Consider the following 11703-nt stretch of genomic DNA (forward strand, 5'->3'; position numbering starts at 1 on the left):
TCCAGTCACCGGTCAGGCTCACCGCGGGCGCTGTGGCCGTCGGACGGGTCTTCTGGCTCGGGTCGGCGGGCGGGCGCCGCTTCGGTGTCCGGGTATCCCTGGGAAGTCGCCGGGAGGACCGGGGGCGCGCCGAGCAGGTGGGCGAGGGTGACCGCGGCGATGCTTTCGGCGGCGAGCAGGCCGACGAGCACCACCAGCTGGAAGCGGGCGGCCTGCCCGGGTGAGGCGCCGCCGAACAGGGCCCCGACGAACGCGCCCGGGAGGGTGACCAGGCCGACGGTCCGCGTCTGGTCGAGGGCGGGCACCAGCGCCTCGGAGACGCTGTGGCGGGCGACGTCCAGGCAGGCCCGCCGCGGTGTCGCGCCGAGCGCGAGCCAGGCCTCGATCTCGTCCCGGCGCTGCCGGAGGCCCTCGACGAGCCGCCGGCCGGTGAGCGTGCAGGATGTCATCGTGCCGCCCACGACGCTCCCGGTGAGGGCGATCAGATTCCGGGTGGACACCTCCATCGCCCCGGTGGCGAACGTGATTCCCAGGGGCAGCGCGGCGCCGGCCACGCACGAGGCGAGCACGGCCCGGCCGGCGTGAGGCAGCCCGGACAGGCGTCGGGCCGCGGTGGTGACCGCCGCGGTGAGCATGAGTGCCAGAACGGCGATGGTGGCGGCGGGTGCCGCGAAGACCCCTCGCAGCGCAAGACCGATGACCGCGAGCTGGGCGGCGGCACGCAGCGAGGCGGTGACGACGTCCCTGCGGCGCCCGACCCCGGCCCAGCTGAGCGCGGCGAAGGCCAGCGCCAGCAGCAGGATGAGCCCGAGGGCGAGGCGGGCGTCCGGGGGTACCTCCACGGTGTCTCATCCTGGCTCTCGCCGGGGCAGCCCGCGATGTACATCGCATCCACCGCCCGCCGCCGGACGTCCCACCCAGATGCGCATATTCTCTGGATGTCGGTGCCGGATCCTGCTGTGCCCTGTCTCCGTGCCAGTCGACCCTGGAGGGATCGGTCCGCGTGAGGACAGACACCGTCGTCATCAGTGCCGCCGCCGGTTGGCTCCCGCCGCGCCGCGAGGCCCCGGCCGAGGCCGGCGTCGCCCCCGAGGATGCCGGCTACACCGCGCTGGCGGTGTCAGATGGCCCGTCGGCTCCGGAGATGGCGGTGCTTGCCGCGACCGCCGCGATGGACCGCGCCGGCTGGAGCGGTGACCAGCTCGACCTCGTCCTCCACGCGTGGAGCTACTACCAGGGTCATGACTTCTGGTCCCCGGCGCACTACCTCGCCGACCAGCTCGGGGCACGGGACGCGCAGCCGTTCGGGATCCAGCAGATGTGCAACGGCGGGGCGGCGGCGCTGCAGACCGCGGCGGCGCACCTGCTGGCTGATCCGGCCATCGGCCGGGTGCTGGTCACCACGGCGGACCGCTTCTGCCCACCGGGTTTCGACCGCTGGAACAGTGATCTCGGCGTCGCCTACGGCGACGGCGCCAGCGCCCTCCTGGTGCGCCGGACGACCACCGCCCCGGCGGGTACCGACGTGGTGGACGTTCGCCCGTCCGCCGCGGGGCCAACGGACATCGCTGGGGCGGACGCCGGGGTGGCGGGCGAGCTGCGGCTGGTGGCGGTCAGCTCCGTCTCGGCGCCGGGCCTGGAGGGCATGCACCGGGGCAATGACGACTTCTCCCCCGCCGCGCGCCTGGCCACGCCGGCGGTGGACGTCCGACGTACCAAGAAGGCCTACCTGCGCCGGCACGGCAGCTCCGGCTACCGGGTCGCCGAGCGGGAAGGGATCCGGACCCTGCTGGCGCTGGCGCTGGACGAGGCGGGGCTGACCCGCGACGGCGAACGGCCCCGCTGCGTGGTGCTCCCCCGGGTGCACCGGGCTCCGCTGGAGTCCGTCTTCGCGCCGGTCGTCGAGGAGGTCACCGGCGCCGAGCCGATCGACTTCGGCCGCGCGACCGGGCACCTGGGCGCCGGCGACCTCACCACCGGTATCGCGGACCTGATCGACAACAAGATCCTCGCTCCTGGCGAGACCGCGCTGGTCCTGAGCACCGGCGCCGGTTTCACCTGGTCCTGCGCCACCCTCACCGCTCCCGCGCACTGACCTGTTCGTGGTCTGACCCGGTTCGTGGTCTGACCGGCCCCCACCACCAGCGACAGCCGCGGCTGTCGCCCTGTCAGCAGATCCGGGGCAGCTGCTCGCCGAGCGGACGGTCGACGACGCGGGTGGTTCCGAAGGCCGTGCGGGCGACGACCAGGCCCGGATGGTCCGCGGTGACCGTGCCGATGATCGCCGCCTCGTGGCCGGCCGGGTGCGCGCGCATCGCGGCCAGCGCCGCGTCCGCCTCGTCGGCGGCGACGAAGGCGACGATCTTGCCCTCGTTGGCGACGTGGAGCGGGTCGAGGCCGAGGAAGGCGCAGGCCGCCTCCACCACCGGCGGCACGGGCACCGCGCTCTCGGTGAACTCGACCCCGGTCCCGGAGGCGGCGGCGATCTCGCACAGGGTTGTCGCCAGGCCGCCCCGGGTGGGGTCGCGCAGCGCGTGCACCCCGCCGGGCGCCGCCGCCAGCATCGCGGCGACCAGGCCGTGCAGGGCCGCGGTGTCGGAGCGGACGTCCCCGCCGAACTCCAGGTTCTCCCGGACGCTCAGCACCGCCACACCATGTTCCCCGATCGGCCCGGACACCAGGACCCGGTCACCGGGCCGGGCCCGCTCGGGGCGGATGTCGACGCCGGGCGGGACGACCCCGATGCCGCTGGTGTTGACGTAGAGCCCGTCGGCGAGGCCCCGCTCGACGACCTTGGTGTCGCCGGTGACCAGCCGGACGCCGGCGCGGGCCGCGGCCCGCCCCATCGCCTCGGCGACCCGGCCGAGCACCTCGAGGTCGAGGCCCTCCTCGAGGATGAACCCGGCGGACAGCGCCACCGGGACCGCACCGCTGCAGGCAAGGTCGTTGATGGTCCCGTGCACCGCCAGCTCGCCGATGCTCCCGCCGGGAAAGAACAACGGACGGACCACATAGGAGTCGGTGGAGAACGCGAGCCGGACCCCGCCCACCTCCAGCACCGCCGAGTCCGCCAGTGCCGGGACCGGCGTCCGGGCGTCGTCCGGTGCCGCGGCGAACGCGGGGAGGAACAGATGCTCGACCAGCTCACCGGACAGCACTCCGCCGCCGCCGTGGCCCAGCATCACCGCGCTGTGGTCCCGCAGCGGGCGCGGGCACACCCAGCGCGTCGGGTCGACCGTCTCAGTCATGGCGAACCCCCGTCATGGCGATCCTCGGTCATGTGAACCTCGGTCATGGTCGGCCGCCGCCGTCATGGCCGGTCGCCCTCGGGGCGGTGCCGGCAGGTGCCAACCGTCGGAACTGGAAGTAGGCCGCGCAGGCGCCCTCGGTGGAGACCATGGTCGCGCCCAGCGGCGTCCGCGGGGTGCACCGGCCGCCGAAGGCAGGGCACTGCGGCGGCTTGATCACCCCGCGCAGGACGTCCCCGCTGCGGCACTCCGGTGACTCCTCGGCGGTGAGCCCGGTGACGTCGAAGCGGATCGCGGCGTCGAACTCCGCGTACTCGTCGGCGAGCCGCCAGCCCGAGTCCGGGATCACGCCGATGCCCCGCCAGGCCCGGTCACACACCGTGAAGACGCTGTCCAGGGTGCGCCGCGCCACCGGGTTGCCCTCGGGGCGCACAGCCCGCGGGTAGGCGTTCTCGAGCTCGGCCCGCCCGTCCTCCAGCTGCTGGACGGCGGCGCGCACCCCGTCCAGCAGGTCCAGCGGCTCGAAGCCGGTGACGACGATCGGCACCCGGTGTGCCGCCACCAGCGGTTCGTACTGCGTGGTGCCCATGACCGTGCACACGTGCCCGGCCGCGAGGAAGGCGCTGACCCGGTTGTCGGGGGCGGTGAGCACCGCGGCCATCGCGGGCGGTACCAGCACATGGCTGACGAGCATGGAGAAGTTGCGCAGCCCGCGGTCCCGGGCGGCCACCAGGGCCATCGCGTTGGCGGGGGCGGTCGTCTCGAAACCGATGCCCAGGAAGACGACCTGGCAGTGCGGGTTCTCCGCGGCGATGCGGACGGCGTCCAGCGGCGAGTAGACCACCCGGACGTCCCCGCCGCGCGCGCGGACCGTGAACAGGTCCGTGGCGCTGCCGGGCACGCGCAGCATGTCCCCGAAGGAGCAGAGGATCACCCCGGGCCGGGACGCGATCTCCAGCGCCCGGTCGATGGTCTCCAGCGGCGTCACGCACACCGGGCAGCCGGGGCCGTGCACGAACTCGACCTGGTCGGCGAGGAGCTGGTCGATGCCGTTCCGGATGATCGAATGAGTCTGCCCACCACAGACCTCCATGATCGTCCAGCGGCGGGTCGCGGCGGCGGCGATCGCGCCCACCAGCCGGGCCGCCAGCTCGGGATCACGGAACTCCCGCAGGTACCTCATCGGCCCCCACCCGCGTCCTCCCGGACGGTGGTGACGCGGCCGGGGCTCGCCAGGGACACGATCTCAGCTCCTCTCCGCGGGGGCTCTTCGTCGGCCGGTGTCGGTCGGCTCAGTCCCTCGGGCGGTGGTGCGCCCGCCAGGTCGGGCGGCGGTTGGCTCAGCGCGGCGATCGCCGCCTGGCCCAGTGCGAGCCCACCGTCACCCGGCGGGACGACGCGGTGGGTCAGCACCTCGAACCCGGCCGCGGTCAGCCGGTCGCGGCAGGCGCGCAGCAGGACGACGTTCGCGAACACCCCGCCGGTCAGCCCGACCGCCTCGACGCCGTGCCGGTCACGCGCCGCGCGCGCGACCTCGACCACCGCCTCCGCGACGGCCAGATGGAAGGCGTGGGCCAGCAGCCGCGCCGGCGTTCCGGCGCGCAGGCCCGCGACCAGTCCGGTGATCACCGGAGCCGCGTCGAGCACACAGGAGGCCACGCGACCGCCCTCTCCGCCGTCTCCGCCGGCCTCGCCGCCGACATCCACGCCAACTCCGAAGGTCAGGCGTGGGACGGCCCGCGTGGGCAGGGTGGGCGGCGTGGGCAGGGTGGGCGCGTTGTCCGGGTCCGGCGCGAGGACGTCCGCGGCGAGGGCTTCCAGCTCGGCGGCGGCCTGCGCTTCGAAGGTGCTGCGCTGCCGCACGCCGAGCAGGGAGGCCACCGCGTCGAACAGACGTCCCATGCTGCCGCAGGGCACGCTGGAGAGGTTCCGTTCCACGAGCACCCGCAGGACGTCCAGCTCGGTCGGGGAACAGGCGCCCACCGGCGGCAGATCGTCTGCCCAGGGCAGGCCGGCGGCGGCGAGATGGGCCAGCGCGCTGCGGTACGGGTTGCGGGCCGCCGCGTCACCGCCGGGCAGCGTGACGGGGCGCAGCCACGCGAACCGCTCGGCGCGGGTCACCTCCGGGCCGACCAGGAGGCCCTCACAGCCCCAGATGGTCCCGTCGAGACCGAAGCCCGTCCCGTCGAACGCCAGCCCGAGCACCGGCGCTCCCACCCGGCGACCCTCGCCAACAGAGCCGGCTGGGCTAGCAGAGCCGGCAGGACCGAGGCGCCCGTGTTCGGCCAGCAGTGCGGCGACGTGCGCATGGTGATGCTGGATCTCCCGGGTCGGCACCGGCACCGGCGTCTCCGGGCCCGCGGGCGTTGCGGTCGCCGCGCCGTCGGCCGGCTGGCGTGTCGCCCAGGCACGGGTCAGGTAGCCGGGGTGCCGGTCGGCGGCGATCATCGACGGGGCGACACCGTGCAGGTGGGCCATCCGCGCGCAGGACTGTTCGAACAGCCGCAGCGCGTCCAGCCCGGCGATGTCACCGAGATACTGGGAGACGATCGCGTGCCGTCCGGTCGTGAGGCAGATCGTCGACTTGCCGTCGCCGCCCACCGCGAGCACCGGCTGGACGGCGCGGCCGAGGTCGACCACCTGTGGCGCGTACCCGCGGGAGCGCCGCAGCGGCAGCACCCGCTCGCCGTCCCAGCGCTCCACCGAGTCGTCGCACGGGGCGACGATCGGCCGGTCGTGGGTCAGGTAGGCGTCGGCGATGCCGGCCAGCCGGGTGTGCGCCTGGGCGTCGTCGACGCAGATCGGCTCCCCGGAACGGTTGCCGCTGGTCATCACCAGCGCCTGTGGCGGCTGTGGCATGCCGGGCCCCGGCACCGGCATGAACAGCAGGTGGTGCACCGGGGTGTAGGCGAGCAGCAGACCGACGAGCGGACTTCCCGGTGCCACCAGCGCCGACAGGGATGATCCGGCGCGGCGGCGCCGGGCCAGGACGATCGGCGCGGCGGCGGAGGCGAGCAGGTCCCGCTCGGGCGCGGACAGGTCGGCGATCAGCGCGGCGGCCGCCACGTCCCGCACCATCACCGCGAGCGGCCTGTCGGGACGTCCCTTGCGGGCCCGCAGCAGCGCGACCGCCGCGTCGTCGGCGGCGTCGCAGGCCAGGTGGTAGCCGCCGATGCCCTTGATCGCGACGATCTGGCCGGCGGCCAGCGCCCGCTGTGCCGCCGCGAGCGCGGCGTCAGCGCCGTCAGTGCCATCCGCGCCGTCAGCGCCGTCCGTGCCGCCCACGCCGGGCTCGCCACCCACGCCGGGCTCGCCGTCGGCGTTGGCCGGGTGGAACCGCAGGCTCGGGCCGCAGGACGGGCAGCAGATCGGCTCGGCGTGGAAGCGGCGGTCCGCCGGATCGGTGTACTCGTCGGCGCACCGCGGGCACATCGGGAAACCTGCCATCGAGGTCGCCGCGCGGTCGTACGGCAGGCTCTCGATGATCGTGAAACGCGGGCCGCAGTTCGTGCAGGTGATGAACGGATGCCGATAGCGGCGGTCGGCGGGGTCGGTCAGCTCCCGCCGGCAGTCGGCGCAGACCGCGACGTCGGGCGGGACCATCGTGCGCGGCCCCGCCGCCGACGGGCCGGTCGCGCTCTCGACGATGCGGAACGCCGTCGTGTCCGTCGGTGCCGCTGCGGCCGCCCGCTGCGCGGAAGCCGCCGAGGCCTCCGACGTCGCCAGGGTCAGCGGGCTCGGCGGGGCCGCCGGGACCCGGCCGCTGCGACGGGCCGGTGCGGCGGAGGCGATCTCGGTCACCGTGATCCGCTCGACGCGCGCCAGGGGCGGCGCCGGCGCCGCGAGCAGCCGCAGGAACTCGGCGACGTCCGGGTCGGCTCCCTCGACCTCGGCGACGACCGAGCTGGCGTCGTTACGGACGAAACCGGCCAGCCCGAGCCCGGCGGCGAGCCGGTAGACGTGCGGACGGAATCCGACGCCCTGCACCACGCCCTCGATCGTCACCTGCCGCCGGACCCGGGGAGCGCTGCCGGACGTCACGCGCGCCGCCCGTGCCCGGCCCGACGGGTGCCGGCGGTCGCCGGCTGCCCCGTCACGTGGAGCCGGTCAGCGCGCGGTGGCGGGCGATCTCGTCGAGCACGGCGCGCACGGCCGCCACCGAGTCGTCGTCCCCACTGTTCTCGAAGATCGAACAGGCCTCCTGCAGTACCGCGGCGGCCTGCGGCAGGGCGCCCAGCTGCGCGAGCGCGTTGCCCTGGCTGGCCAGGACCCGGGCGTAGCTGACCGGGCTGTCCAGGCCCACCCGGGTCGCGATGATCTCCTGGTAGCGGCCGGCGGCCTCCACCAGGTTGTCCCGCCGGTGCGCGGACGGCGCGTGGACCAGCGCGTTCGCCAGGTTCAGCTGCGTGCTGGACCACTCCGACGGATGCGTCTCACGGGTGTAGACCGTGAGCGCGGTGCGCAGGCCCTGCATGGCCACGCCGATCCGCAGCTGGTCGGAGGCGGAGTTCATCGGCATCGCCAGGTAGGCGGCGGCAAGACTGACCTGGGCGGAGGCGAACAGCTCCGGCGCGGTGTCGATGGTGATCAGGCGCAGTGCCGCCAGGTAGTTCTCGGCGGCGGTGCGCAGCCCGGCCAGGTCGTCGCCGGCGAGCTCGTGGTGCACCGAGCCGAGGGTGAGGTGCAGCTCGGCCCGTCCGGCGGCCAGGTCGGTGGAGGCGAGGGCGGCCAGCGCCGTGGTGAGGTCGGTGACGACGGCGAAGGTGGGGCCCTCGGCATCGCGGCGCAGCCCGGCGGCGGTCGCCATCAGCTGGGCGGCCAGGCCGGGGGCCGACTCCGCTGCCGCGCCGATGCCCTGGGCGAGTGCCCGCCCGGCGTCACCGATGCGGCCGGCCGCCATCGCGTGCGCGGCCTGCGCGGAGCACACCAGCGCCGCGATCTCCCCGGTCGCGTCACCCGGGGCGGGCGGCTCGCGCCGCTCGCCGGTGGCGAAGCGCACGACGTCCACCAGCACGCCGAGCTCCGCGCCGAGGTCCGCGCGCAGTGCCACGAGCTGCTGCGCCGGGGTGCCCGCGGGGTCCAGCACGAACCGGTTGTAGCGGGTGACCACGTCGTCGCCCTGCAGGCGCTCGGCGGCGCCGGCGACGTCCCCCCGGTAGGCGAGCTCGATCGCGGCCAGCTCCGGCGGCCACGCGGTCGGGAGCATCCCCGCCGCGAGGGAACGGCGGACGGTCGCCGTCTCCTCCCCGCCGGGCACCAGCAGGAAGCCCGCGGGCAGGGGGAACACACCGACCGGCTGCGGGCGCGTGCCCGGCGTGCCCGGCGGGCCCGGGGCGCCCAGCGGGCCCGGGGCGGTCTCGGCGGGGGCAGGGTTGTCTGTGGCCATCTGTGTCACCCGTCGTGTTCGGTCGGGTGCCCCTGGGGGCACCGGCTGGGCGGGAGGGAACGTGGACGTGTTCGCGTCACAGGGCCGCGCGGCGCCTGCCCACGATCCGGCGAGCCCCTTCGTCAGGTGCAGCGTTCCCGGGTGCCCGGGCAGCCTCCGACGCGGCGTCCGGCGGGCCCGCCGCAGGAGCCTTCGGCAGGAAACGCTATGTGCCAGGGGGCCGGCCGCCGATCGACAGTGGGCAGACGCTGCCACCAACGCGCCAGCGGATGTGTCACCGCCGTCACCCCCGCGGCGGCGGACAAAGGTTTGACGGGCCCGATCGGGGCACACAAGGGGCACAGCCGGCCGCACCGCGCGAATCCGACACCACGCGAGTCCGAGAATCCCTGCCCACCAGGAGGAAACGATGGGTCTGCGCTACACGAACCGGTCCAAGGCCGGGCCGCTGCGGTTCAACATGGGCGCCCAGGGCCTGTCCTCGGTCAGCATGAAGGCGGGTCCGTTCACCTGGCGCCTGTGGTCCCGCCGGCAGCGGGCCGGGATGTCATCGGTCGATCTGCCCGGTCACTGGTCGTGGCGGCCGTCCGCCCGCCGTCGCTCGCGGAGCACCTCGCGGGATTCCTGAGCCTCACCGCAGGACCTGCGGGCGACCAGCGACGGTTCGACGAGCACGGCGACCGTCTCGCCCGGGGATTCGACGACGAGCTCGGCGGCTCGGCGGCCCATCCGGTAGGCGGGCTGGGTGATCACGGTGATGCCGAGCGCGGGCGCCCAGGCGAAGTCGTCCATCGTCAGGAAGGCGATGTCGCCGGGCATGGCGAGCCCTCGGGCAGTCAGCGCGGTGTGGGCGGCCACGGTCAGCCGGCCGGCGGTGCACGCAATCGCGTCCAGTGGCCTCCCCTGGTCCCGAGCACGCCCGAGGAGCAGGCCCACCGCCCGGTCGACCTCCGTCACGCTCTGCGCAACGGTCACCGCCGACTCGGGCAGGGGTAGCCCGAGGCCGGTGAGGGCGTTACGCAGCCCCGCGAGGCGCCCCAGCTGGGAGGAGCGGTCACCGGAGGTCACGACCCCGACGGATGACCGCCCGCACGCGGCCAGATGCGTGGCCATCAGCCGGCCGGCCGCCACGTTGTCCAGGCTGATGGAGTGCAGGGCCGGCGGCGGACCCGGAACAACGCCCGCACCCGGAACAGCGCGCGCGACGATCACGCACGGAGTGCCGTTCTCGGCCAGCTGGCGGAGGCGGCCGTCGGTGCTCTCGTCGGTCGTCGCGATCAGCCCGCGCACCCGGTGTTCGTCCATCATCCCGACCAGCGCGGCCTCGTGGTCGTTCGGGCGGAACGTGCTGGTGAACATCACGAGGCTGTCGTGGGCGGCCGCGACGTCATCGATGCCGCGCATCAGGTCCAGGTAGAAGGGGCTGCTCAGGTCACGGACGACGACGCCGATCGTGCGGGAGCGCCCGGCGAAGATGCCTCTCGTGAGCGCGTTGGGGGTGTATCCGAGACGGGTCACCGTCTCCCACACCCGGGCGGCCGTCGGCGGGGTGACGGGCCCGCCGTTGAGCACCCGGGAGACCGTCGCCGTGGACACACCCGCGTGCGCGGCGACGTCACCGATGGTCACCCGCTTCGTCATGTCTCCTCCGGTACCTTCCTCGGGGCCGCGTTCCTCGGGGCCGCACAGAGCTGCGTTCGTCAGGGCCTCTGGTCAGTCGGTGGCACGGCGGCCGTGACGGACGGCGATCTCGCCACCGATCAGGACGGTGTCCACCGCAGCCAGCCGCGCGGGATCCGTCACCACCAGGTCTGCGATCGCGCCCGGCACGACGCGGCCACGGCGGGACGCCAGCCCCGGGATGGCATCCGCGACGTTCGCGGTCGCCATGGCAATCGCGGCCGGCAGGCTCACGACACCCGCTGCGACGGAGCTGTCGATCGCCAGCAGGATCGGATCGTGGTGGCCGCCCGCGTAGTCGGTCGAGATCGTGTCGACGAGCCCGGCGGAGAACAGCGCATAGAGCAGCTCGGGGCCGGTCGTGAGCCGCCTGGCGCCGAACGTGTCGAGGGTGGAGACGTCCACGATGACCCCCGCCTCCCTGAGCCGTTCCGCATGCTCGAGGGCTTCGCGCAGCTCGAAGCTGGAGTGGTTGGAGTGCCCGGCGATCATCGTGACATCGGTGGCCGCGAGGGACATGACCTGGGTCATCGACGCGGCCGCGTTGTGCACCGCCACCGGCACGCCCAGGGCGCGTGCCTGCTCGGCCGCCTCGCCGAGCCCGTGCAGTGCGACGTCGAACGCGGGCAGCACGATGGACGAGACAAGGTCTCGCACGTCCTCGACCGACAGCCGGCCGGTCAGCCCGGCGGCGGCCAGTGCCTGTTCGACGGCGTCCCGATCGAAGGCCGACACCGCGATGTGGCGGCCCAGGACGGCGATCTTCAGCCCGTTCGCCTGTCGCGGTGTGATCGTGACCCCGGTGCGTCGCGCGATTTCGGCCGGGATGTACAGATAGCTCGCCCCTCCCCCGCCGAGGGTGTGACCGGCCCCGATCTCACCGAGCGCGACGGCTCCCGCGCCGACGGCCTGGCGGGCGGTGAACCGGCGGTTGGCCTCGGTGAGACCGCCACCGTCCGCGATGGTGGCCGCCTCCAGGCAGGCGGGAGTGTTACAGCTGGCCAGCCGGACGTTGACCGGATGAGCGCTGTCGGTCCGGGCGAGGTCGTCCGCGGTGACGAAGCCGTCCACGCAGAGCACCGTCGTCGTCCCCTCCAGCAGGTGCCGGTCGAGATTGGCCAGCACCTGCTCGGGAGCCAGGCCGACATGCCCACTCGGGAACAGCGGACCGTACGCGGTGCCGTGGGTGTGGTTGTTGATGAGACCGGGAATCGCCAGCATGCCCGCGCAGTCGAGGATCTCGTCGACCGTCTCGTACGACTCGGCGGGGCGCGACGGAACGATCTCTCGGATCACATCGCCGGCGATGACGATGTCGAGGCCGCGGCGCGGATCGCCGCCGCGGCCGTCGATCACGTCGGCGTTGTGCAGGACAACCATGGGCATCGC

At 74.4% G+C, this 11703-nt stretch carries 9 protein-coding genes; 2 read left to right on the forward strand and 7 right to left on the reverse strand.

What is annotated here, in order from left to right; translation table 11 throughout:
* Nucleotides 1-5 precede the first annotated feature (5 nt).
* On the reverse strand, nucleotides 6-842 hold the full coding sequence (locus tag AB1460_RS07320) for an ABC transporter permease (RefSeq protein WP_368959838.1): 837 nt from the start codon (nucleotides 840-842) through the stop codon (nucleotides 6-8).
* Nucleotides 843-1003: 161 nt separating this feature from the next.
* Between AB1460_RS07320 and AB1460_RS07325 the strand changes: the two genes are divergently transcribed.
* Entirely contained in the window at nucleotides 1004-2095 is a 1092-nt protein-coding gene (locus AB1460_RS07325) for a 3-oxoacyl-[acyl-carrier-protein] synthase III C-terminal domain-containing protein (RefSeq protein WP_368959839.1), read from the forward strand.
* A gap of 73 nt (nucleotides 2096-2168) precedes the next feature.
* Here the strand turns inward: AB1460_RS07325 and hypE are convergent, their stop codons facing one another.
* The 4 genes from hypE to AB1460_RS07345 are packed head-to-tail and all read right to left on the reverse strand — an operon-like array spanning nucleotide 2169 to nucleotide 8634.
* Nucleotides 2169-3248 carry a hydrogenase expression/formation protein HypE gene (gene hypE / locus AB1460_RS07330; protein WP_368959840.1) on the reverse strand — a complete coding sequence of 360 codons (1080 nt, stop codon included), beginning with the start codon at nucleotides 3246-3248 and terminating at the stop codon, nucleotides 2169-2171.
* 43 nt (nucleotides 3249-3291) lie between these two features.
* A complete protein-coding gene (gene hypD, locus AB1460_RS07335; RefSeq protein ID WP_368959841.1) occupies nucleotides 3292-4431 on the reverse strand; it encodes a hydrogenase formation protein HypD in 1140 nt (379 codons plus the stop codon).
* On the reverse strand, nucleotides 4428-7289 hold the full coding sequence (gene hypF / locus AB1460_RS07340) for a carbamoyltransferase HypF (protein WP_368959842.1): 2862 nt from the start codon (nucleotides 7287-7289) through the stop codon (nucleotides 4428-4430). The genes hypD and hypF overlap by 4 nt, the downstream gene beginning before the upstream one ends.
* Before the next feature lie 52 nt (nucleotides 7290-7341).
* On the reverse strand, nucleotides 7342-8634 hold the full coding sequence (locus AB1460_RS07345) for a hypothetical protein (RefSeq protein WP_368959843.1): 1293 nt from the start codon (nucleotides 8632-8634) through the stop codon (nucleotides 7342-7344).
* A gap of 460 nt (nucleotides 8635-9094) precedes the next feature.
* On the opposite strand from AB1460_RS07345, the gene AB1460_RS07350 reads away from it, so the two are divergent.
* Complete coding sequence (locus AB1460_RS07350; protein ID WP_230204882.1) at nucleotides 9095-9262, forward strand: DUF4236 domain-containing protein; 168 nt, start codon at nucleotides 9095-9097, stop codon at nucleotides 9260-9262.
* Here AB1460_RS07350 and AB1460_RS07355 read toward each other — a convergent pair.
* Complete coding sequence (locus tag AB1460_RS07355; protein ID WP_368959844.1) at nucleotides 9202-10275, reverse strand: LacI family DNA-binding transcriptional regulator; 1074 nt, start codon at nucleotides 10273-10275, stop codon at nucleotides 9202-9204. The two genes, AB1460_RS07350 and AB1460_RS07355, sit on opposite strands and share 61 nt — an antisense overlap.
* Nucleotides 10276-10347: 72 nt before the next feature.
* Nucleotides 10348-11700 (reverse strand): amidohydrolase family protein, encoded by a 1353-nt coding sequence (locus tag AB1460_RS07360; protein ID WP_368959845.1) that lies wholly within the window; start codon nucleotides 11698-11700, stop codon nucleotides 10348-10350.
* Nucleotides 11701-11703 lie beyond the last annotated feature (3 nt).

Source organism: Parafrankia sp. FMc2, assembly GCF_041008525.1.
Classification (GTDB): Bacteria; Actinomycetota; Actinomycetes; order Frankiales; family Frankiaceae; genus Parafrankia.

Bases quoted from the DNA above. Each gene is read 5' to 3' on its own strand.
- hypD (WP_368959841.1), bottom strand. From the start codon at position 4,431: ATGAGGTACCTGCGGGAGTTCCGTGATCCCGAGCTGGCGGCCCGGCTG.
- hypE (WP_368959840.1), bottom strand. From the start codon at position 3,248: ATGACTGAGACGGTCGACCCGACGCGCTGGGTGTGCCCGCGCCCGCTG.
- AB1460_RS07350 (WP_230204882.1), top strand. From the start codon at position 9,095: ATGGGCGCCCAGGGCCTGTCCTCGGTCAGCATGAAGGCGGGTCCGTTC.
- AB1460_RS07360 (WP_368959845.1), bottom strand. From the start codon at position 11,700: ATGCCCATGGTTGTCCTGCACAACGCCGACGTGATCGACGGCCGCGGC.
- AB1460_RS07345 (WP_368959843.1), bottom strand. From the start codon at position 8,634: ATGGCCACAGACAACCCTGCCCCCGCCGAGACCGCCCCGGGCCCGCTG.
- AB1460_RS07355 (WP_368959844.1), bottom strand. From the start codon at position 10,275: ATGACGAAGCGGGTGACCATCGGTGACGTCGCCGCGCACGCGGGTGTG.